At 63.5% G+C, this 21,582-nt stretch carries 18 protein-coding genes, 1 pseudogene and 1 riboswitch; of the genes and pseudogenes, 10 read left to right on the forward strand and 9 right to left on the reverse strand.

Annotated elements, in window-relative coordinates; genetic code table 11:
- Positions 1–46 precede the first annotated feature (46 nt).
- From LJX93_RS14520 to cobW, 4 genes are all read right to left on the reverse strand, one after another.
- Positions 47–637, reverse strand: coding sequence for a vWA domain-containing protein (locus LJX93_RS14520; protein WP_033700095.1), 591 nt, complete (start codon positions 635–637; stop codon positions 47–49).
- Between the two features lie 77 nt (positions 638–714).
- The gene (locus tag LJX93_RS14525) at positions 715–1,719 is read right to left on the reverse strand and encodes an ATP-binding protein (protein WP_227696091.1); all 1,005 of its coding nucleotides are present in this window, start codon (positions 1,717–1,719) and stop codon (positions 715–717) included.
- Between the two features lies 1 nt (position 1,720).
- Entirely contained in the window at positions 1,721–5,482 is a 3,762-nt protein-coding gene (cobN, locus tag LJX93_RS14530; protein ID WP_227696092.1) for a cobaltochelatase subunit CobN, read from the reverse strand.
- A gap of 3 nt (positions 5,483–5,485) precedes the next feature.
- The gene (cobW, locus tag LJX93_RS14535) at positions 5,486–6,553 is read right to left on the reverse strand and encodes a cobalamin biosynthesis protein CobW (RefSeq protein WP_033698261.1); all 1,068 of its coding nucleotides are present in this window, start codon (positions 6,551–6,553) and stop codon (positions 5,486–5,488) included.
- Positions 6,554–6,651: 98 nt separating this feature from the next.
- A riboswitch (cobalamin riboswitch) is annotated at positions 6,652–6,866 on the reverse strand.
- Between the two features lie 111 nt (positions 6,867–6,977).
- Between cobW and LJX93_RS14540 the strand changes: the two genes are divergently transcribed.
- The 5 genes from LJX93_RS14540 to LJX93_RS14560 all read left to right on the forward strand — a co-directional run bounded on the left by LJX93_RS14540 (position 6,978) and on the right by LJX93_RS14560 (position 11,229).
- The gene (locus tag LJX93_RS14540; RefSeq protein WP_033698262.1) at positions 6,978–7,355 is read left to right on the forward strand and encodes a glyoxalase superfamily protein; all 378 of its coding nucleotides are present in this window, start codon (positions 6,978–6,980) and stop codon (positions 7,353–7,355) included.
- Positions 7,352–7,711 (forward strand): hypothetical protein, encoded by a 360-nt coding sequence (locus tag LJX93_RS14545; protein ID WP_227696093.1) that lies wholly within the window; start codon positions 7,352–7,354, stop codon positions 7,709–7,711. Before LJX93_RS14540 ends, LJX93_RS14545 begins: the two co-directional genes overlap by 4 nt.
- 289 nt (positions 7,712–8,000) lie before the next feature.
- The gene (locus LJX93_RS14550; protein WP_047583041.1) at positions 8,001–9,020 is read left to right on the forward strand and encodes a branched-chain amino acid aminotransferase; all 1,020 of its coding nucleotides are present in this window, start codon (positions 8,001–8,003) and stop codon (positions 9,018–9,020) included.
- 159 nt (positions 9,021–9,179) lie between these two features.
- Positions 9,180–9,860, forward strand: a complete 681-nt coding sequence (locus LJX93_RS14555) for a response regulator transcription factor (protein ID WP_033698266.1) — start codon at positions 9,180–9,182, stop codon at positions 9,858–9,860.
- Positions 9,838–11,229 (forward strand): sensor histidine kinase, encoded by a 1,392-nt coding sequence (locus tag LJX93_RS14560; protein WP_033698268.1) that lies wholly within the window; start codon positions 9,838–9,840, stop codon positions 11,227–11,229. The genes LJX93_RS14555 and LJX93_RS14560 overlap by 23 nt, the downstream gene beginning before the upstream one ends.
- On the opposite strand, the pseudogene LJX93_RS14565 reads toward LJX93_RS14560, so the two are convergent.
- Positions 11,217–11,987: pseudogene (locus tag LJX93_RS14565) on the reverse strand (helix-turn-helix domain-containing protein); the annotation flags it as partial. The gene LJX93_RS14560 and the pseudogene LJX93_RS14565 sit on opposite strands and share 13 nt — an antisense overlap.
- Positions 11,988–12,100: 113 nt before the next feature.
- On the opposite strand from LJX93_RS14565, the gene LJX93_RS14570 reads away from it, so the two are divergent.
- Positions 12,101–12,991 (forward strand): EamA family transporter, encoded by an 891-nt coding sequence (locus tag LJX93_RS14570; protein ID WP_047583040.1) that lies wholly within the window; start codon positions 12,101–12,103, stop codon positions 12,989–12,991.
- A 71-nt stretch (positions 12,992–13,062) separates the two neighbouring features.
- On the opposite strand, the gene cysS is transcribed toward LJX93_RS14570, so the two are convergent.
- Both cysS and LJX93_RS14580 read right to left on the reverse strand, forming a co-directional pair.
- Positions 13,063–14,445: a cysteine--tRNA ligase gene (gene cysS / locus LJX93_RS14575; protein WP_033698271.1), complete on the reverse strand. Its 1,383-nt coding sequence runs from the start codon at positions 14,443–14,445 to the stop codon at positions 13,063–13,065.
- A 9-nt stretch (positions 14,446–14,454) separates the two neighbouring features.
- Positions 14,455–16,158 carry a glutamine--tRNA ligase/YqeY domain fusion protein gene (locus LJX93_RS14580; protein ID WP_227696094.1) on the reverse strand — a complete coding sequence of 568 codons (1,704 nt, stop codon included), beginning with the start codon at positions 16,156–16,158 and terminating at the stop codon, positions 14,455–14,457.
- A 247-nt stretch (positions 16,159–16,405) separates the two neighbouring features.
- Here LJX93_RS14580 and LJX93_RS14585 point away from each other — a divergent pair, with 247 nt between their 5' ends.
- Positions 16,406–16,906, forward strand: a complete 501-nt coding sequence (locus LJX93_RS14585; protein ID WP_033698274.1) for a peptidylprolyl isomerase — start codon at positions 16,406–16,408, stop codon at positions 16,904–16,906.
- Positions 16,907–17,638, forward strand: a complete 732-nt coding sequence (locus tag LJX93_RS14590) for a UDP-2,3-diacylglucosamine diphosphatase (protein WP_227696095.1) — start codon at positions 16,907–16,909, stop codon at positions 17,636–17,638.
- 61 nt (positions 17,639–17,699) lie between these two features.
- Here LJX93_RS14590 and LJX93_RS14595 read toward each other — a convergent pair whose 3' ends face one another.
- Positions 17,700–20,009, reverse strand: coding sequence for an acylase (locus LJX93_RS14595; RefSeq protein ID WP_227696096.1), 2,310 nt, complete (start codon positions 20,007–20,009; stop codon positions 17,700–17,702).
- Positions 20,010–20,205: 196 nt separating this feature from the next.
- On the opposite strand from LJX93_RS14595, the gene LJX93_RS14600 reads away from it, so the two are divergent.
- On the forward strand, positions 20,206–20,580 hold the full coding sequence (locus LJX93_RS14600; protein WP_033698279.1) for a fe2+ zn2+ uptake regulation protein: 375 nt from the start codon (positions 20,206–20,208) through the stop codon (positions 20,578–20,580).
- A gap of 36 nt (positions 20,581–20,616) precedes the next feature.
- Here LJX93_RS14600 and LJX93_RS14605 read toward each other — a convergent pair whose 3' ends face one another.
- Entirely contained in the window at positions 20,617–20,805 is a 189-nt protein-coding gene (locus LJX93_RS14605; protein ID WP_033698281.1) for a hypothetical protein, read from the reverse strand.
- Between the two features lie 149 nt (positions 20,806–20,954).
- Between LJX93_RS14605 and LJX93_RS14610 the strand changes: the two genes are divergently transcribed.
- Positions 20,955–21,413 (forward strand): hypothetical protein, encoded by a 459-nt coding sequence (locus LJX93_RS14610; protein WP_033698283.1) that lies wholly within the window; start codon positions 20,955–20,957, stop codon positions 21,411–21,413.
- The last annotated feature ends 169 nt before the right edge of the window (positions 21,414–21,582 follow it).

Here is a 21,582-nt window from a genome sequence, read left to right on the forward strand (position 1 = left end):
TTTTGTTATTGCGACATAGTGTCGCAACCTCCCCCGCCGCCGTAACTCAATCCACAACCTTGAACTGTTCCAGGTGCTGATAATCCGCCTGCAGTTGTTCTGCCAACTGTTGTGCGCGCCCCAGACGAACGGGCGCCAGTTCCATGTCGACCAATAGCGTGGCACACGGCATGGGCTGCACGGCATCCCAGCGCTGCAGCCGTCCGTCGGTGAACACCAGGCAACGCACAGCCTCATTGGGGTGGGCCTGCTGCCGAGTCTGCAGCCACTGCCGTGCCTGCTCCAGCGCAGCGATCAACGGCGAACCACCGCCCGCTCCCAGCGCTTGCAACCAGGGCTGCAGGGCTGCCGAGGCCTTCAGGCCGTGACGCTGCCACTGCGGTGTCCGCCCACTGGCGGTCAGCAAGGCCAGCCGAGCGCGCTGCCGGTATGCCTGGTCGAACAACGCCGCCAGCAAGCCTTTGGTCTGCGCCAGTGCCTGATGGCGGCGGGTTGACGCAGATGCGTCGACAATCACCAGCCACAGTTCGTTAGCCTGGCCCTGGCGCTGTTGCCAGCACAGGTCGTCACGCAGCCGGGGCCGCCCCTTGAGCAAGGTCGGCAACCACGCCACCCGGCCCGCCGCGGCACTGCGCACACGGCCACGGCTGGCGCCTGCCAGCTTGCCCACGCGTGGTCTGGCATCCGCCCCTTGAGCCTGCCGTGGGCGGATGCTCAGGGCTTTTTTGCCCAGTTCGGCACCTCGCGACGCGCGCCACTCACTACCGGTTGAGGTGGCAGCGCACCCCAATCACCCTGCCCGCCTTGATTGTCTGCGCCCTGCTGGCCTGCCTCGGGCGGTGTCGAAGGCGGCTGTTGTTGCTGCGGCGTCACCCGGCGGCGATGGCGCAGGGCGAACTCGGCCACCGCGTCCACATCGGCTTCTTCTATGGCCGCGCCCCCGCGCCAGGCGCAATGCGCCCGTGCAGCGCGCAGCCAGACCAGGTCAGCACGCAGGCCATCGACCCCGGCGGCATAACAGCGCTCGGTGATCCAGGCCAGGGCCTTATCGTCCAAGGCAATCAAGGCAAGGGCGTGGCGCGCTTGCTGGCAACGCTCACGCAGTTGCGCCTGGGCGGCCGCCCATTGCGCGCAAAAGGCCTGCGGGTCGCTGTCGAACGCCAGGCGGCGACGGATGATCTGCTGGCGCGCGTGCGGCTCGGGCAAACCTTCTAGTGCCACATTCAAGCCAAAACGGTCGAGCAACTGCGGGCGCAACTCGCCTTCTTCCGGGTTCATGGTGCCAATCAGCACAAAGCGGGCGCTATGCCGGTGCGAGATGCCGTCGCGCTCGATGCGGTTGGTGCCGCTGGCTGCCACGTCGAGCAACAGGTCGACCAAGGTATCGGGCAGTAGGTTGACCTCGTCCACGTACAGCACACCGCCATCGGCCTGGGCCAACACGCCCGGCGAAAACTGTGCCTTGCCCTGCCCCAATGCAGCGTCCAGGTCGAGGGTGCCGACCAGGCGCTCTTCGCTGGCGCCCAATGGCAGCGTGACGAACGGGCCTTCGCCGAGCAGGTCGGCAAGGCCGCGGGCCAAGGTGCTTTTGGCCATGCCGCGCGGGCCTTCGATCAGCACGCCACCGATCTTCGGGTCGATGGCGGTCAGGCACAGGGCCAGTTTCAGCTCATCGGCACCGACCACTGCAGCCAGCGGGAATTGTACGGGTTCACTCATTTCAAGCCTGTTCCTCGCCGTCGAGCAACTGCTCCTCAAGGGCTTCGCGGTAGTCGCCAGGCGCCTCCCAGAGGCCGCGTTGCTGGGCCTCCAGCAAACGCTCGGTAAGGTCGCGCAGGGCCTCGGGGTTATGCTCGCGCATGAAGTCGCGGGTCGCCGGGTCGAGCACGTAGGCATCGGCCAGGGACTGATAATGATGGTCGTCGATCAGGTGCGTGGTAGCGTCGAAGGCGAACAGGTTGTCGACTGTCGCCGCCATCTCGAAGGCGCCTTTGTAACCATGGCGCTTCACCCCGTCGATCCACTTCGGGTTGAGCGCACGGGCCCGGATGACCCGGTTCAGCTCTTCCTTGAGGGTGCGGATACGCGGCCGGTCGACCTGGCTGTGGTCGCCGTGATAACTGGCTACCGACGCGCCAGACAAGGTTTCAGAGGCGGCCAGCATGCCACCTTGGAACTGGTAGTAATCGTTGGAATCGAGCACGTCGTGCTCGTGGTTGTCCTGGTTCTGCAACACCGCCTGGACCTGGCCCAGGCGGTGCGCGAACTGGGCGCGGGCCGGGGTGCCCTCGTCGCTTGCGCCGTAAGCGTAGCCGCCGTGGTTGAGGTAGACCTCGGCCAGGTCGTCACGGCTGTGCCACAAACGGCCATCGATGGCGTTCTGCACGCCAGCGCCATAAGCACCGGGCTTGGCCCCGAACACTCGCCAGCCAGCCTGGCGGGCCGCCTGCTCGGCGTCGACGCCCTGTGCCTGCAGCGTTTCGCGCTCGTTGCGCACCCGTGCTGCCAGCGGGTTGAGGTCATCGGGCTCATCCAGCGCCGCCACGGCCTGAACGGCGGCATCGAACAAGCGAATCAGGTTGCCGAAGGCATCGCGGAAAAACCCCGAGACGCGCAAGGTCACATCTACCCGCGGGCGATCAAGCACCCCCAGCGGCAGGATTTCGAAATCGTCGACCCGCTGGCTGCCGGTGGCCCAGACCGGGCGCACCCCCATCAAGGCCATGGCCTGGGCGATGTCGTCACCGCCGGTGCGCATGGTTGCTGTGCCCCATACCGACAGGCCCAGTTGCCGCAGGTGGTCGCCGTGGTCCTGCAAGTGGCGTTCGAGAATCAGGTTCGCCGACGCGAAACCCAGGCGCCAGGCCGTGGTGGTGGGCAGGTTACGCACATCCACGGTATAGAAGTTGCGACCGGTGGGCAGCACGTCCAGGCGCCCGCGGCTTGGCGCGCCACTGGGGCCCGCCGGGACGAAGCGGCCAGCCAGGGCCGCCAGCAGGCCGTCGATTTCTGCCGCACCACAGGCATCCAGGCTCGGCGCCACCGTTGCACAGAGCGCTTGCACCACTTCGTGCACCGGTTGCCATTCGCTCACTGCAGGCAGTGCCGAAGCTCCGCCCAGTGCCTGCTCGATCATCTGCAGGGCCAGCAGTTCAAGGCGCTCACGGGTATCACCGCAGGTGCGCCATGGCGCGTCGCTCACTGCCTGCAAAAACGCTGGGCACGCGCCCTGCCAAGGCTGCCCGAGGTCGCAGTCGAGTGGGTCGAAGCCGGGCACCAGGGCCTTGGCCAGTGTGCGCAACAGGCTGGCATTGCCACCCCGGCCATCGCCGCGCTCCACGCGCAGCAACGCCAGCAAGGTGTCCAGGCGCAGCCTACCTTCAGGAGACTGGCCAAACACATGCAAGCCATCGCGGATCTGCGATTCCTTGAGGTCGCACAGGTAGGTGTCCAGGCGCGGCAGCCATACGGCGGCATCGTCCAGCTGGCCTTCCAGTTGCAATTCGCGATCGATGTGGTTGGCCTTGACCAGTTCCAGGATGTCGCGCTGCAGCTCGCGGGCACGCCGCGGGTCGAGCAGCTGCGCTTCATAGAATTCGTCGGCCAGTTGCTCCAGGTGACGCAGCGGGCCGTAGGTTTCGGCGCGGGTCAACGGCGGCATCAGGTGATCGATGATGACCGCTTGGGTGCGACGCTTGGCCTGGGCGCCCTCCCCCGGGTCGTTGACGATGAACGGGTAGATGTTCGGCAACGGGCCGAGCAGCGCGTCTGGCCAGCATTGCGCCGACAGGCCGACCCCCTTGCCGGGCAGCCACTCCAGATTGCCGTGCTTGCCAACGTGAATCACCGCATCGGCAGCATAGGCATGGCGCAGCCAGAAATGAAACGCCAGGTACCCGTGTGGCGGCACCAGGTCGGGGTCGTGGTACACCGCACTTTGATCAACCTGGTAGCCGCGTGCCGGCTGGATACCGACGAAGGTCTGGCCGAAGCGCAGGCCTGCCACCATCAGCCGCCCACTGCGGTACATGGGGTCGTGTTCCGGCGCCCCCCAACGCTCCAGCACCGCTTGGCGATTGGCCTCCGGCAGGCGGGAAAACGCTGCCTGATAGTCATCCAGGCTCAGGCTCTGCGCGCAGGGGCGCTGGTCGAGATGGTCGAGGTCGTTGGTCACGCCGCCCAGCAACTGGTGGATCAATTGGGTGCCCGTGCCCGGCAGGTCGGCCAGCGGATACCCTTCGCCCTGCAGCGCCTTGAGGATGTTCAACGCAGCCGCCGGCGTGTCCAGCCCCACACCGTTGCCAATTCGGCCGTCGCGGGTCGGGTAATTGGCCAGCACCAGGGCCACGCGTTTCTGGCCATTGGGCAAGCGGGCCAGCGCTACCCAGCGCCGGGCCAGCTCAGCGACGAAGTCCATGCGCTCGGGATGGGCGCGGTAGCAGACCACGTCGGACTGGCTGCGCTCGCTGCGCCAGGCCATGTCCTTGAAGCTAACCGGGCGCGTGATGATGCGCCCGTCCAGCTCCGGCAAGGCAATGTGCATGGCCAGGTCGCGCGCGCCCAGGCCTTGCTCGCTGGTTTCCCAGGCGGGTTGGTTGTCTTGCGCGCAAATAGCCTGCAGTACCGGGATATCGCGGCGGAACGGGCGCAGGTTGGGGCGCTCGGGGCTGGACAAGGCAAACCCCGTGGTATTGATCAACACCTCGGCACCGACCTCGTCCAGCCAGGCCTCGACTTGTTCCAAGCAGGCACTTTCCTTGAGGCTGGCGACGGCGATCGGCAAAGGGTTGAGCCCGGCCGCCAGCAAGCGTTCGCAGAATACGTCGATGAATGCGGTATTGGCCGCCTGCAGGTGAGAGCGGTAGAACAGCAGCGGTGCCACCGGGTGTTCCGGGTGCCACTGCGTATACCATTCTTCAAGCGCTGCACTGCCCTTGGCCGGGTGGTACACCGAGGTGCGCGGCAAGGGCTGCGGCTCGTCCCAGCGATAATCGCGGCCCAGCCACTGGTTGGCCAGGCAGTTGAAGAGGTTGATGGCATTGGCCTTGCCGCCCTGGCGCAGAAAGTGCCAGAGGCGCTCGGCCTGCTCGCCGGTCACCGTGCCCAGGCCCGTCAACTCCGGGTCCGGGCGATCGTCGCCCGGCACCAGGATCAGCTGCACGCCTTGGGCCGCCAGCGCGACCAGTTGCTCGACGCCATAGCGCCAGTAGCCAACGCCACCGTGCAGCGACACCAGAATGACCTTGGCATGGCGCAGTACCTGGTCGACATACAAGTCGACCGAGGCATGGTTCTGCACCTGCATCGGGTTGGCCAGGCGCAAACTGGGGAAGTCGTCAGGCAATTGCTCGGCCGTGTCGGCGAGCAATGCCAGGTGTGAATCACCGCTGCAGAGGATCACCAGGTCGGCGGGGCTCTGGCCGAGGTCGGCGATGCTGTCATCCGGCACGAAGCCGCCGGGCTGGGTCCGCAGCAGGTGCATGGGTCAGGCGCCCAGTGCTTGGCGCAGACGCGCTTCGAGTTGCGCAGCGTCAAGCGCTTGGCCGATCAGTACCAGGCGCGTGATACGCGGCTCGTCGGCGCGCCAGGCGCGGTCGAAGTGCTTGTCGAAGCGGGTACCCACCCCCTGCACCAGCAGGCGCATTGGCTTGCCCGGGATGGCGGCGAAGCCTTTGGCGCGGAGGATGCCGAACTCGACCACCAATTGGGTCAGGGCATCGAGCAACAGGCTTTCGTCAGCCTCGGGCAGGTCGATGGAGATCGAATCGAAGGCGTCGTGGTCATGATCGTCGTGGTCGTCGCCATCGTGGTGCGAATCATGGTGGGTACGGCGGCCGTCGATGTGCGCCTCGGACTCGGCGCCCACCCCCAGCAGCACTTCCAGCGGCAGGCGACCGCTGCTGGCCTCGACCACCTTGACGGCGGGCGGCAGCTCTTCGGCGACTTCGGCGCGGACCTTGGCCAGGCCTTCAGCGTCGATCAGGTCGGCCTTGTTCAGCACCACCAGGTCGGCGCTGGCCAACTGGTCGGCGAACAGTTCGTGCAGCGGCGACTCGTGGTCCAGGTTAGGGTCGAGTTTGCGCTGTGCATCCACCTGGTCCGGGTAGGCGGCAAAGGTACCGGCAGCCACGGCCGGGCTGTCGACCACGGTGATCACCGCGTCGACGGTGCAGGCGTTGCGAATTTCCGGCCACTGGAAGGCCTGTACCAACGGCTTGGGCAAGGCCAGCCCACTGGTTTCGATGAGGATGTGGTCGAGGTCACCACGGCGCGCGACCAGTTCGCGCATTACCGGGAAGAATTCTTCCTGTACGGTGCAGCACAGGCAGCCATTGGCCAGTTCGTAAACGCGGCCGCTGGCTTCTTCTTCGGTGCAGCCGATGCTGCACTGCTTGAGGATGTCGCCATCGATGCCCAGTTCGCCGAATTCGTTGACGATCACCGCGATACGGCGGCCCTGGGCGTTATCGAGCATGTGCCGCAGCAAGGTGGTCTTGCCCGAGCCGAGGAAGCCGGTAACGATGGTGACAGGGAGTTTGGCCAGTGTTTTCATGTCGCGGTGCCCTTGGCAGATGGCGCGGGCATGCAGGACGACAGCCACGGGCCAGGTCGGCCGGGCTTGTTCGCCACCGGATCACCCCGCCCGGTTGAAAGTCGAAAGCGCTTCGAGGCAGGTCTCCTGGCTCGCACCATGCCCGCCGCTCGGTAAAGAGCAAGGCTGGCCGGATGACGCCTTCCCGCGCGGTTTACGCAGTGGCTGTGTCGATCCTTTGTCGGTGCTTACAGTTGCGGGGGCAGCCGCGGCATGTACCGCGTTCCCGTCTTAGCTTCGGCCTGGCCGAAGAACCTCGAACTGGCAAGGCTACGCAGTGGCCGGCAGGTGGTCAACCATTGCCGTCGGCCCGGCAGCCAGAGACGCGCAGGCGACCGCCTAACTGCGCTACAGTGGCACCTTTGCCAACGGTCAAGGACGCCTTATGCCGCTCGCCCCCGCCATCCCGGTACTGCGTATTTTTTCGGTCGACAAGGCCAAAGAGTTCTACCTCGATTTTCTCGGTTTCAGCCTCGACTGGGAGCACCGCTTCAGCCCGGACCTACCCCTGTACGCGCAAATTCATCGCGACGGGCTGATCCTGCACCTGACCGAGCACCATGGAGACGCTACCCCTGGTTCAACCGTATTTGCCCGCATCGACGACCTGCGCGCCCTCGAAGGCGAACTGCAGGCCAAACGCTACGGCTACGCCCGACCTGAGGCCGAACGCCTGGACTGGGGCCTGCAGATGCAGGTGTACGACCCGTTCGGCAACCGCTTGCGTTTTTGCCAGCAAATTGATGATGAGGCTGCCCAATGAAGGCTATGGGTAAGCGCGAGGTGGCACGTGTGGAGCGTGAACTGGTAGTTTGCCTGACGGAGGCCTGCGATACGGCCAAGGCAGAAATCGTCGGGTTCACCTGGCTCACCCACCGCCTCGACCCCGACAACTTTCCCGCAAGCTTGCGCATCACCTGGGTTTTCCAGCGCGAGGCAGACAAAGCTGCAGCGCTGGCTGGGGTGGCCAAGGCGCGCATGCTGGCGCTGACCTGTCAGGCGCTCGATGAAGTAGGGATACGCTTGGATCATCCGGCCTGGCATGTGCGTTTTGACAGTGAAGAGGCCTGTAGCCGCAGCCATGGAGGGGATTGGAACAGGCGGCTGCGGGGGGGCTGAGGGTGTTGGCAGAGATATGCATTATGGCCCCATATGGATGACGAGAGATTTTCAGCGCCTGTGAGATCGAGCGCCGCGCGTGCGGCGCTCGATCTCACAGGCGCCAGAACCCTCAGGGCATGCCCCTACCCCCCTCCCGCAAAACCCAAGACACGCCCCAGCAAGCCCCCAATCGCAAGCTGTTTCGTGACTGGCCGTTCCCGATCCGCGACGGATGTATTATCGTGGCGTGGTGCGCATATAACAGCAGCCCGAGCAATCGGGCATCTGCAAGACAATCGAGGGTGTCATGAGTAACGAGAGCATTAATTGGGACAAGCTGGGCTTCGACTACATCAAGACCGACAAGCGCTACCTGTCCGTATGGCGCAATGGCGAGTGGGACAAGGGCACCCTGACCGAAGACAACGTACTGCACATCAGTGAAGGCTCCACTGCCCTGCACTACGGCCAGCAGTGCTTCGAAGGCCTCAAGGCCTACCGCTGCAAGGACGGCTCGATCAACCTGTTCCGCCCAGACCAGAACGCCGCGCGCATGCAGCGCAGCTGCGCCCGCCTGCTGATGCCGCACGTGCCAACCGATGTGTTCATCGAGGCCTGCAAGCAAGTGGTCAAGGCCAACGAGCGCTTCGTGCCGCCACATGGCAAAGGCGCCCTCTACCTGCGCCCGTTCGTCATCGGCACCGGTGACAACATCGGCGTGCGTACCGCACCCGAGTTCATCTTCTCGGTCTTCGCCATCCCGGTGGGTTCGTACTTCAAGGGCGGCATGAAGCCGCACAACTTCCAGATTTCCAGCTTCGACCGCGCCGCCCCGCAAGGCACCGGCGCAGCCAAAGTCGGTGGCAACTATGCCGCCAGCCTGCAGCCGGGCGCTGAAGCCAAGAAGGCCAACTTCGCCGATGCCATCTACCTCGATCCGCTGACTCACACCAAGATCGAGGAAGTCGGTTCGGCCAACTTCTTCGGCATCACCGCCAACAACGAGTTCATCACGCCGAAATCGGCCTCCGTGCTGCCAGGCATCACCCGCCTGTCGCTGATGGAACTGGCGTCCTCGCGCCTGGGCCTGAAAGTGATCGAAGGCGATGTCGAGATCAACAACCTCGACCGCTTCATCGAAGCCGGCGCTTGCGGTACCGCCGCGGTGATCACCCCGATCGGTGGCATCGAGTACAACGGCAAGCTGCACGTGTTCCACGACCTGGAAAAAGTCGGCCCGGTCACCCAGAAGCTCTACAACGAGCTGACCGGCATCCAGAGCGGTGATGTCGAAGCACCGGCAGGCTGGATCGTCAAGGTCGCCTGAGGCGCTGCGACAGCCTGAAAACGGGGCATGCCAGGCAATGGCATGCCCTTTTTTTTTGGCCGCTTGGTCGACCGTGCTTTGCCAGATGAATTTTTCTTAAATCGCCGTTTGTCTATTCTTTGGCACAATCAAGCCTCTATTCGCCGCCCAGGAACCAGCATGCCACGCGTACTGACCATCGAAGACGACGCCGTCACCGGCCAGGAAATCGTCGCCGAACTCTCCAGCCACGGCCTGGACGTGGATTGGGCCGACAATGGCCGGGAAGGCCTGGCCAAGGCGATTGCCGGTGGCTACGACCTGATTACCCTGGACCGCATGCTGCCCGAAGTCGATGGCCTGACCATCGTCACCACCCTGCGCAGCCTGAAGATCGCCACGCCGATCCTGATGATCAGCGCCCTGTCTGACGTCGACGAACGGGTGCGCGGCCTGCGTGCCGGGGGTGATGACTACCTGACCAAGCCCTTTGCCTCGGACGAGATGGCCGCCCGGGTCGAGGTACTACTGCGTCGCAACAGCGTGCCCATGACCCAGACCCGCCTGCAGGTCGCCGACTTGCAACTGGACCTGATCAGCCACGAAGCGCGGCGCGGCGAGCACACGCTCAACCTGCTGCCCACCGAATATAAGCTGCTGGAATACCTGATGCGCCACAGTGGCCAGGTCATCACCCGGATGATGATTTTCGAGGAGGTCTGGGGTTATCACTTCGACCCCGGCACCAACCTGATCGATGTCCACATTGGCCGCCTGCGCAAGAAGATCGACTCTCCCGGCCAATCGCCGCTGATCCGTACCGTACGGGGCTCGGGCTATGCCATTGCTGAACCCGTCTAAGGGCTGGAGCTCCTCGACCAGCCGCCTGCTGGCGCTGTACAGCTTTCTGTTCGTGGCCTGGAGCAGCATCCTCATGGGGGTGCTGTACTTCGAGGTGTCCAGCTACCTGAACAAACTCACCCGCCATTCCATGCTGCAGCGCCAGCACCTGTTCGCACACATGAGCGGCAAGCAACTGGACGACGCGCTGATTGCCAGCCAGGCCTTCGAAGAGCGCAGCTTCGACGCCTACGGCCTGTTCGATGCCCAGCTCAACCCGCTTGGCGGGCGTATTCGCACCCTGCCCTCCGAGCTTGGCCTGGACGGCAAGGTCCATGAGCTTAAACGCTGCCTGGACGCCGACGACCCGCACATGCCACGCGACAGCTGCGATGCCGTGGCGATCAAGGTGCAGGATGGCCGCTGGCTGGTGCTGGTGCGGGACAACGGCTCGTTGTTCGTGGTCACCCGGATCATTCTGCATGCCCTGCTTTGGGGCATCTCCCTGACCCTGATCCCAGGCTTTGCCGGCTGGTACCTGCTGCGGCGCAGACCGCTCAAGCGCATCCGCGCCATTCAGGCCCAGGCCGAACTGATCGTGGCGGGCGACCTCACCCACCGCCTGCCGCTGTCGGCCCGGCGCGACGAGCTGGACATGCTGGCCGCCATCGTCAATGCCATGCTCGACCGCATCGAGCGGTTGATGCATGAGGTCAAGGGCGTGTGCGACAACATCGCCCATGACCTGCGCACGCCACTGACCCGCCTGCGCGCCCAGCTGTACCGCATTCGCCAGCAGAGCGACAGCGATTCGGCGCAGGCCGAGGCACTCGACCAGGCGATAGGTGAAACCGACACACTGATGGCACGCTTTCGCGGCTTGCTGCGTATCAGCGAACTGGAAGACCGTCAGCGCCGTGCCGGCTTCGTTCAGCTCGACCCACATGGGCTGCTGGTGGAACTCCACGACTTCTACCTGCCGTTGGCCGAAGATGGCGCTATTCGGCTTGAATTGGACCAGCCCGAACAGTTACCGGCGCTGCACGGTGACCGCGAATTGTTGTTCGAGGCGCTGGCCAACCTGGTGGGCAACGGCATCAAGTTCACGCCAGCGGGCGGCTGCGTGCGGGTTTCGGCGACGCAGGATGAACGGGGCCTGCATATCGCCATCGAGGACACTGGGCCGGGCATTCCTGAAGAAGAGCGCACCGCTGTGCTGAAGCGCTTCTATCGCAGCGAGGAAGGCCACCGTCACCCGGGCTTCGGGCTGGGTTTGTCGATCGTGGCGGCGATCGTAGACCTGCATGGTTTCGGATTGGAAATCGGCTCCAGCGAACTGGGCGGGGCCAAGCTGGTGCTGCATTGCCCATTGGCGGGATCGGCGAAGTAGCGGCTGGGAGCAGCACCGAGAAAACGCTTGAACACCGTCGCGAAAGCGCTTGGAGTGCTGTACCCAAGCGCTGTCGCAACACGCGTAACGGGCTCACCATTGCCCAGCCGAACCACGGCTGCCAGCAAGCATGCCTGCTGGCGCCATTCGTTAAAACTGATCCCGGTGTGCAGGCGAAACTGGCGGGTGAAGGTGCGCCGGCTCATGCTGGCGCGCTCCGCCATCCCGTCGATGCCTGTTTGCAACGAGGGCTCCGCCAGAAACGCCCTGCACGCCCGTGCAAGGCGTGGCTCCTCGGGCATAGGGGCATTGAGTGACACACCCGGCATGCCGGCGATCTCATGAAGCAGCAGCCCCATCAAACACGCATCACGCCCCTGCGCGGGATACTGGGCAGGCACTTCAATAGCCTTCTCAAGCAGCTCGCGCACCAGGGGCGAAACTGCAAAAACCTGACAGTGCTCAGGAAGGCCGACCCGCTTGGCTGACTGCGGGCAAATATAGGCGTTGAGCATGGTGACGGGGCCGCGCATGTGCATAGCGTGCGCAAGCTCGGCAGGCACCCAGATGGCCCGCAATGGCGGCACTGCCCAGGTGCCCGAAGCGGTCGCTACCGTGATCACGCCACAGGCGGCGTAGGCAAACTGGCCCCGCCTGTGGCTGTGCATCGGGAACAGTTCGCCATCGGCAAAAGCCCTCCTCGTCACCACCACATCGCAAGCGGTGTCTTCGTACAGCGTGTCATCTGCATGCGTCATGGCCTGATTTTAATGGTATTTGACCTTGGATTGAAAGCGGGCCAAACCAGGCCCCGGCATATTGGCAAATGCGTCAAGGCCCCCTGCCGCGACTTTCACAAGGCTGTCAAACCATGCGTAGAAAACACCTGATCCTCGCAGTGCTGGTTACTGCGCTATGGGGCATCAACTTTCCGATTACCAAACTGGGCTTGGCCCACGTCGACCCGCTCCTGCTCTCAGGCATCCGCTTTGCGCTGTGCGCCTTACCGTGGGTGTTTTTCGTGAAGCGCCCGAATGTCGCGATCGGCTGGCTGGGTGCTTATGGCTTGATCTTTGGCGTCGCCATGTGGGCTTTGATCAACCTGGGGATTGCCATGGGTGTGCCGCCAGGCAGCGCCTCGTTGCTGATCCAGTTCAGTGCATTCTTTACGCTGGCCTGGGGCTGTTTGCTGTTTCGCGAACCCTTGGCCTGGCCCCAACTGATCAGCATCGTGCTGGCGGCAACCGGCTTGCTTGGCATCCTCGCCGCGAGCCCTGGCAAGACCACAACCATCGGTTTGACCCTGGTGATGATCAGCGCCCTGGCCTGGAGCATCGGCAACGTCATCATCAAGCTGTCAAAGGTGCGGGAGATATTCGCCTTCGTCGTGTGGGCCAGCCTCTTCGCGCCGGTACCCTTGCTGTTGCTGACCTGGTGGCTGCACGGCACAAGCCCGTTTGTGGCGCTGGTTACACAAGCGAATACCGTCGTCGCCTGTTCACTGGCATTCCAGGTGTATGCCGCGACGCACTTCTGCTATTGGGGGTGGAACTGCCTGCTGCGCGAGTACCCGGTGTCGACGGTGGCGCCGTTGTCGTTGCTGATTCCGGTGTTCGGCATCGTCAGCTCGGCCGTGATCGTGCATCAGGTTCCGAGCGGATGGGACTGGCTATCGATCGCGTTGATCTTGTTGGCGCTGGCGGTCGGCATGAAGAAAGGGCGTGCGGTGTTGGGAAGAAAAGCGGTTTCTGCTGTTTCGTAGTGTGCCGCAAGGCTTGAAGCCTGGGCCAGGTGTCGTGAAAGGGCTGCCTGGCAGCCCCTTCACAGCGCCGATCAGTCAGCCAGGCGCCAGGTGGTTGCGCCTTTGCTGTCTTCCAGCACCACCCCCATGGCGGTCAACTGGTCGCGGATACGGTCCGACTCGGCCCAGTTCTTGTCAGCCCGTGCCTGCAGCCGCGCCTGGATCAAGCTTTCAACCTCAGCAGCATCCACCTTGCCTTCAGCGCCGGCCCGCAGGAAATCATCAGCCTCCAGCTGCAGCACACCCAGCACATCACCCAGCTCACGCAGGCGACCCGCCAGGCCAGCAGCAGCCTCAAGATCGCTGTCACGCAGGCGGTTGATCTCGCGCACCAGGTCGAACAGCACAGCGCAGGCTTCCGGGGTGCCGAAGTCGTCGTTCATCGCCATGCTGAAGCGCTCGACAAACGCTTCGCCACCTTTGGCCGCCACGCGCGGCAGGCCGCGCAGTGCGTGGTAGAAGCGCTCCAGAGCGCCCTTGGCATCGCGCAGGCTGTCCTCGGAGTAGTTGATGGCACTGCGGTAGTGGCTGGCCACCAGCAGGTAACGCACCACCTCCGGGTGGTACTTCTCAAGCACGTCGCGGATGGTGAAGAAGTTGTTCAACGACTTGGACATCTTCTCGCCATTGATACGGATCATGCCGCAGTGCATCCAGGCATTGGCGTACTGCTTGCCGGTCGCGGCCTCGCTCTGGGCAATCTCGTTCTCGTGGTGCGGGAACTCCAGGTCGCTGCCACCGCCGTGGATGTCGAAGCTTTCGCCCAGGCAGCAGGTGGACATCACCGAGCACTCGATGTGCCAGCCCGGACGGCCCGGGCCCCACGGCGATTCCCAGCTTGGCTCGCCCGGCTTGACGCCCTTCCACAGCACGAAGTCCAGCGGGTCCTGCTTGGCCTCGTCGACTTCGATGCGCGCACCGATGCGCAGGTCTTCGATCTTCTTGCGCGACAGCTTGCCGTAACCGACGAATTTGCCTACCCGGTAGTACACGTCGCCGTTACCTGGCGCGTAGGCGTAACCTTTGTCGATCAGCGTCTGGATCATTGCGTGCATGCCAGCGATGTGGTCGGTGGCACGCGGCTCCTGATCCGGCGGCAAAATGTTGAGGCGGCGCTCGTCTTCGTGCATCGCGTCGATCATGCGGGCGGTCAGCGCATCGAACGTCTCGCCGTTCTCGTTGGCCCGGTTGATGATCTTGTCGTCGATGTCGGTGATGTTACGCACATAGGTCAGCTCATAGCCGCTCTTGCGCAGCCAGCGGGTGACCAGGTCGAAGGCCACCATGCTGCGACCATGGCCAAGGTGGCAGTAGTCGTACACGGTCATGCCGCAGACGTACATGCGCACCTTGTTGCCATCGAGCGGCTTGAAGGCTTCCTTGGTTTTGCTCAGCGTGTTGTAGATGTTAAGCACGACGGTTCCTTAGCTGCCCCAGGAGTCACGCAGGGTGACGGTGCGGTTGAACACCGGGCGGCCCGGCTGGCTGTCCTTGAGGTCGGCGCAGAAGTAGCCTTCACGCTCGAACTGGAAGCGGTCTTCAGGCTGCGCCTGACCCAGCGACGGTTCGGCACGGCAGCCAGTCAGCACTTGCAGCGAATCCGGGTTGATGTTGTCGAGGAAGCTGCCGCCGTCCTCGGTCTTTTCCGGGTTAGGCGAGCGGAACAGGCGGTCGTACAGGCGCACTTCGCATTCGACGCTGCCTGCGGCCGGCACCCAGTGGATTACGCCCTTGACCTTGCGGCCCTCGGGGTTCTTGCCCAAGGTGTCCGGGTCGTACGAGCAGCGCAGCTCGACGATGTTGCCGTCGGCATCCTTGATCGCCTCATCGGCCCGGATCACGTAGCTGCCACGCAGGCGCACTTCACCGGCTGGTTCCAGGCGCTTGTAACCCTTCGGCGGCTCTTCCATGAAGTCGTCACGGTCGATGTACAGTTCGCGTGCGAACGGCAGTACCCGCACACCCATGTCTTCCTTCGGATGGCGCGGCAGTTCGAGTTGCTCGACCTGGCCTTCTGGGTAGTTGGTGATGACCACTTTCAGCGGGCGCAGCACGCACATGGCGCGTGGCGCGGTGCGGTCGAGGTCGTCACGGATGCTGAATTCGAGCATCGACATGTCGACCACACCGTCGGAACGGTTGGTGCCGATCATTTCGCAGAAGTTGCGAATCGACGCTGGCGTGTAGCCGCGGCGACGGAAGCCGGACAAGGTCGACATGCGCGGGTCGTCCCAGGCATCGACGTGTTTCTCGTCGACCAACTGCTTGAGCTTGCGCTTGGAAGTGATGGTGTAGTTCAGGTTCAGGCGGCTGAACTCGTACTGACGCGGGTGCGCCGGGACCGGCAGGTTGTCCAGGAACCAGTCGTACAGCGGACGATGCCCTTCGAATTCCAGGGTGCAGATCGAGTGGGTGATACCCTCGATGGCGTCCGACTGGCCGTGGGTAAAGTCGTAGTTGGGGTAGATGCACCACTTGTCACCGGTCTGGTGGTGGTGGGCATGACGGATGCGGTAGAGGATCGGGTCGCGCAGGTTCATGTTCGGCGACGCCATGTCGATCTTGGCCCGCAGCACGCGCTCGCCGTCCTTGAACTCGCCGGCCTTCATGCGGGCGAACAGGTCAAGGTTGTCTTCGACGCTGCGCTCGCGGAACGGGCTGTTCTTGCCTGGCTCCTTGAGGTTGCCGCGGTACTCCTTGGCCTGATCAGGGGTCAGGTCGCAGATATAGGCCTTGCCACGCTTGATCAGCTCGACGGCCCAGTCGTGCAACTGGTCGAAGTAATTGGAGGCGTAGCGCACATCGCCGGCCCAGTCGAAGCCCAGCCACTTGACGTCGCTTTGGATGGCGTCGATGTACTCCTGGTCTTCCTTGGCCGGGTTGGTGTCATCGAAACGCAGGTGGCAGACACCACCGAATTCCTTGGCCAGGCCAAAGTTGACGCAGATCGACTTGGCGTGACCGATGTGCAGGTAGCCGTTGGGCTCCGGCGGGAAACGGGTGACGATGCTGCTGTGCTTGCCCGAGTCCAGGTCGGCCTGGATGATCGGCCGCAGGAAGTTCGCAGGGACAGCGGGGGCGCCTTTGGCAGCGGCGTTGGGCGCGTTGTCGGCAGTGGGCTTGCTCATAGGATCCTTGAATGCACGTGTCCGGCCTGGGTAGGCCGATTGAATCAAAGGGCCTATCATAGCCGAAGCAGTCAAGCTGCTGACAGCCGGCCGCTGACAAAGTGGCGCGATTTATCGCAGCAAATTGTCGCGATCCGGCAAAATGGGCCCCGCGTACGTGTGCCGCGGCAGCCCGATCCAGCGTCAGGTGACTGAGCGTGAACCTGCGCAACCTATTTCCGAATGCCCTGTAAGAGCGAATTTCAGCATGTCCAAAGTCAAACTGAGCACCAACCACGGCGACATCGTCCTGGAACTGGACGCCGATAAGGCCCCTCTGACCGTTGCCAACTTCCTGGCCTACGTTGAAGCCGGCCACTACTCGAACACCGTGTTCCACCGCGTGATCAAGGGCTTCATGATCCAGGGCGGCGGCTTCGAGCCAGGCATGAACGAGAAGAAAGACAAGCGTGCCAGCATCCAGAACGAAGCCGACAACGGCCTTAAGAACGACAAGTACACCATCGCCATGGCCCGTACCATGGAGCCGCACTCCGCCTCGGCGCAGTTCTTCATCAACGCCTCCAACAACGACTTCCTCAACCACAGCGCCAAGAACACACAGGGCTGGGGTTACGCCGTGTTCGGCAAAGTAACCGAAGGCCAAGACGTCGTCGACAAGATCGAAGCCGTTTCCACCGGTTCCAAATCCGGCCACCAGGACGTGCCTAAAGAAGACGTGATCATCGAGAAAGCCGAGATCGTCTGAGTGATACTGCTGATCTCTGATCTGCACCTGCAAGAAGAACGCCCGGATATCACCCGGGCGTTTCTTGATCTGCTCGACGGCCGTGCGCGCCACGCCAAGGCCCTGTACATCCTTGGCGATTTCTTCGAAGCCTGGATCGGCGACGATGCCATGACGCCCTTCCAACAATCGATTTGCCAAGCCATGCGCCAGTTGAGCGACAGCGGTACGGCGATCTACCTGATGCACGGCAACCGTGATTTCCTGATTGGTCAGGATTTCTGCAATGCCGCCGGCTGCACCTTGCTGGCCGACCCGAGCGTGATCGAACTGGGCGGTGAGCAGGTATTGCTGATGCACGGCGACACACTGTGCACCCGGGACCTGGCCTACATGAAGCTGCGTCGTTACTTGCGCAACCCGTTGAGCCTGTGGATTTTGCGGCACCTGCCGCTGTCTTCGAGGCACAAGCTGGCGCGCAAGCTGCGCAGCGAAAGCCGCTCGCAGACCCGCATGAAGGCCACCGAGATCGTCGACGTCACGCCAGAGGAAGTGCCTAAGGTGATGGCGGCGCACGGTGTCAGGACGTTGGTGCATGGCCATACCCACCGGCCGGCGATTCACAAGCTGGTGGTGGACGGCCAGCCCGCACGGCGTATCGTGCTGGGGGACTGGGACCGCCGAGGTTGGACCCTGCAGGTTGACGAGCAGGGTTTTCAGCTGGCGCCGTTCGAGTTTTCTGCAAACGGATGACAACCGGCTTGTAGGAGCGCCCGGCGAGGCCGCTCCTACGACAACCGCCTCGGACAGAGGCTCAATGCTGGGCCACTGCCCCTTTATCCCCCTCACTGATCACATATTCACGATACTCGGGGTCCGCCTTGATCTGCGCCTCGGTAAACGGAATCACTGCCAGCTGCTTGGCCGAGAACGCCTTGGTCTGGTCATGGGCATGCGCCGAACCCGCCTCGCTCGACTGGGAGAACGCCAGCAGCCCCAGAGCCTGTGGGCCCTGATCGGTGAAGCTGACCAGTTGCAGGTAGCTGGTACCACTGACCACCAGGCGCTTGCCCGGCCCATGCGGCACGCTGTGGATCGCGTTATAGACCCCAAGCCCCTGCGGGCCACCCGGTACAGGCGTACCGTCAAGAGCCTGCTGCACCTGCCCCCACTGGCTGTCGCGCCCTACTCCGCTTTTACCCACCTGTTGCAAGGACGCCAAGGCCGCCTCGCGCAACAGCTTGCGCACCGCCGCCTGTTCGACCGCCAGGCCGCGCGGCGTGTGCTGCGGGTCCGCCGGGTCGAAGGCCACCCGCCAGCTTTCAGGGTGGGCCGCCAGGGCATTGAACATGTTCTCGAAATGCACCAGGCCAATGCCGCTGTCCAGGTCTGCCTTGCCGTTCCAGGCCAACAGGCTGTCACACACTGGCTGCAGGTCCGCTTCGGCTCCTTTGCACCACGCCAGCAGGTCCGGCAGCAGCAAGCTTGCGAGGTAGACTTCATCGTCCGTGACCATGCGCTGCAGGTCGTCGACGCCAAGCTTTGCGCTACCTTGCAGGCGGTTCAGGGCAAAACGCCCGCGCATGCCCAGCGGCTGGTCGTTGCGGCTGACCAGCGGTGAAAAACCGGTCAAGGGCTGCGCGGGGTTGGCCATCCAGGCGGGGTCGTTGGAGTTCTGCACAAAGTCCTTGCGCTCAAGGCTGGGCAGCAATCGCGCCGGGAAGATCCCGGGCTGCGCGGCCTGCGCATCGACCTTCCACGCACAGCCACTGCGCGAGCCATCCAGCACCACCAGGCGCCCTGAGGCCTTCGGGTTGCTGCAGGTGCTCAGCAGTTGCTGGTCGACATAGGGCACCACCGACTGGTTCAGGTACAGCGCTTGGCCACCTTCATCCACGGCAAGCGTGTTGACCCAAGGGATGCCCTGCAACTGCTCCACCGAGCCCTTCAGCGCGTCCAGGCTGTCGGCCCGGTTGATGCGGTACCACTGCTGCAGCACCCGCGTATTGTCCAGGTTGGCGTCGCGCAGGCTGTAAGCGGCTTGCGCGTCCCAGTCCAGGCGCCCTGGCCACTGCACCACGGGCCCGAACTTCGAGCTGTAGACTTGGCGTTCGACCTGGCTCAAGGTGCCATCCTCGGCCTTGACCGTGACGCTGACAGCTTGGCGCATCAACGGCAGCGACTTGCCGTCGAGCAGGTAGCGGCTCGGGTCCTTCGGATCGAGCTGAAGACGGTAGAGCGTGAAATGGTTCGACGTGTCGACCGTGTGCGTCCAGGCCAGGTGGCGGTTGAAGCCGATGTTCACCACCGGCAAGCCTGGCAATGCAGCCCCCATCACGTCCAGCTGGCCCGGTATGGTCAGTTGCATCTGATAAAAGCGCATACCGCCCATCCACGGGAAATGCGGGTTGGCCAGCAACAGGCCACGGCCGTTGGCCGAGCGCTGCGACCCGACAGCCACCGCGTTGCTGCCTCGTTCCGAAGCGAAACGCGCCTGCCGAGCCAGCGCCGTGGCAAAACCGGCCGCCGCGCGTTGGCTGGTCAGCGAAGGGGGCTGCGCCCCTGCCAACGCCTCGACGAACTGGCCGACACCCCCTTCAGCCAACAGCCGGCGGGTCAACTTGACCAGGTCCTGGCTGGTGATCGGCCGCACCCAGTCCCCAGTCCCGCACTCTGGCGGCAAGCCTTGGCTGCGGCGCTCGGCCAAGGCGCGGTTGAAGCCACCTGCATAGCCGTCCAGCAGGTCACGCACCGGCGCTGGCTGAGCGTTTAGAAACGCACCCACGGCAGTCGGCGTGTTGAGCCAGGTGAAAAACAGGTCACTGGCCAGGTTGTCGCGTTGTTCGAAGGTCTTGGCCTTGGCACCAAAATAGCGCGAGCGCTCGCCGCTCACCGTCAGCACCTCGTTGGCCAGCAGGCACAGGTTGTCCTGGGCATACGCATAACCAATGCCATAGCCCAGGCCGCGCTCATCCTTGGCCACGATGTGCGGCACCCCGAAGCTGGTACGGCGGATCTGCGCGCTGGCATCGGCGCTGGCGGGCTGCGCTTGCAAGGCAATGCTGAAGGCGACCAGGGCAGCGGCCAAGCTGGCACGGGTCATGGGACGCGAAATTGAGAACACGGGCACACCTCGGAGTCAGGGGTCATCCCGATCAGACGAATGGCTGAATGAAAATTTTACGTATTACAACGAGGTAGAACGTCTTGAACAGCAACAGGCAATTTTTTTGCGAGCGGGCTGCAGATTTTCCGTTCTCATTCGTCCTAGTAAGTGAGGCAACCACATTTCGGGTTAGTCCACGAAAAGGAGCATTCACATGTACAACCCGCAACCCTCAATGCAGGCCGGGCACATCCCGGGGAAGGCGCCCAAAGGACAGGACGCTTTCGCCGAGGAACGTGTTGGTAACGAACAGATTCGCGAGCTGCTGCGCACCTTTGGCCTGCGCACCAGTCTCATTCGGCTCAAAGTGATTGATGCCCTGCATGCGGCAGACCGCAATGGCCGCAGCATCGGCGTGCGTGGTGTGCACGCACAACTGGAACAACTGGATATCCCGCTGTCGTTCCTCAGTGTGCGCGAAGTACTCAAGCGGCTGTGCGCCGAAGGCGTCATCAACCTGGGCAGCGACAAATGCTACAGCCTCAACCCCCAGGCCCGCGCCGTGCTGGATCAAACCGCCCCCCGCTGAGCGTATGGCCGGCCACAGCTGGCCGGCCCGCACAGCTCAGCGCTTGACTTTGCGCCGCAGAATGCCGTTTATCACGACCACGACCACGGCAATGGCGATCGCCAGCATCTGGAAGGTCTGCTCACTGATCGTGCCTTGCTTTTGCAGGTGGGACAGGCCCAGCATTAGGCCCAGTACCACCAGGATGATCAGAAGTGAATATTTGAGGCGCTGCACGTGTGTCATTCAAAGTTCCTTGCAACATCAGGGGCAAATGGCTCGCAACGAGCCGCGGCAATGATACAACGCTCACCCGCACCAGCGCTGCATTTCCTGCTTAGCGTGGTGCCGTTCGCCTGAAAGCATGGGTCCTCATCGCCCGTGCCGGAGGCACCATGTACAGATCCATGCTGTTCGCATCCCTTGCCCTGACTTACCTCCCTGTCTACGCGCTGGACACTCGCCAGGCGCCCGCCGAGCAGTTGTTCAAGCTAGGCAGCGAACTGGCCGCCAACGCCGGCTCTAGCCAATGGCAGCAACTCTGGCAGCGCGCTCGCGAAGCCGGCTACCTGCAAGCCCGCACCGGTCAGGTTCATTTCACCGTGCCTGCATCGCTGCTGCCAGAGCTGGCCCGCCAGACCTTGGCGCAGGCCGATCAGGTTTACCCCGTGCAGCAGACCCGAGCACTTTATCGCCGTGACTTTCCCGATCGCACTGTAGGAAAGCGCGGCGAGCATGCGTTCAGTGCTCTGTGCCTGCTGGTCGACTGGCGCGCCCTGCCACAGGGCATGAGCACAACCCCCAAGGCCTACTTGAAAAGTGCCAGCCTGTTGAGCAGCTATCCGTGCGACTGAGGGTCCCCGCCCCCAACTTGCAAGCTGTGAAGTGCGACAACGGAAAATCAACAGCTGCGGCGAGTAGTTGAAGCAGTGTCCTACAACAAGCGAAATCGCTGCCTGCAAACCCTGCTCACCGAGGCTACAAACCCCAGCCTAAATGCCGCCTAGCGACGCGCCCTGGCTC

This window comes from Pseudomonas sp. HN2-3, assembly GCF_020691745.1.
In the GTDB taxonomy this organism is placed as follows: Bacteria; Pseudomonadota; Gammaproteobacteria; order Pseudomonadales; family Pseudomonadaceae; genus Aquipseudomonas; species Aquipseudomonas capeferrum.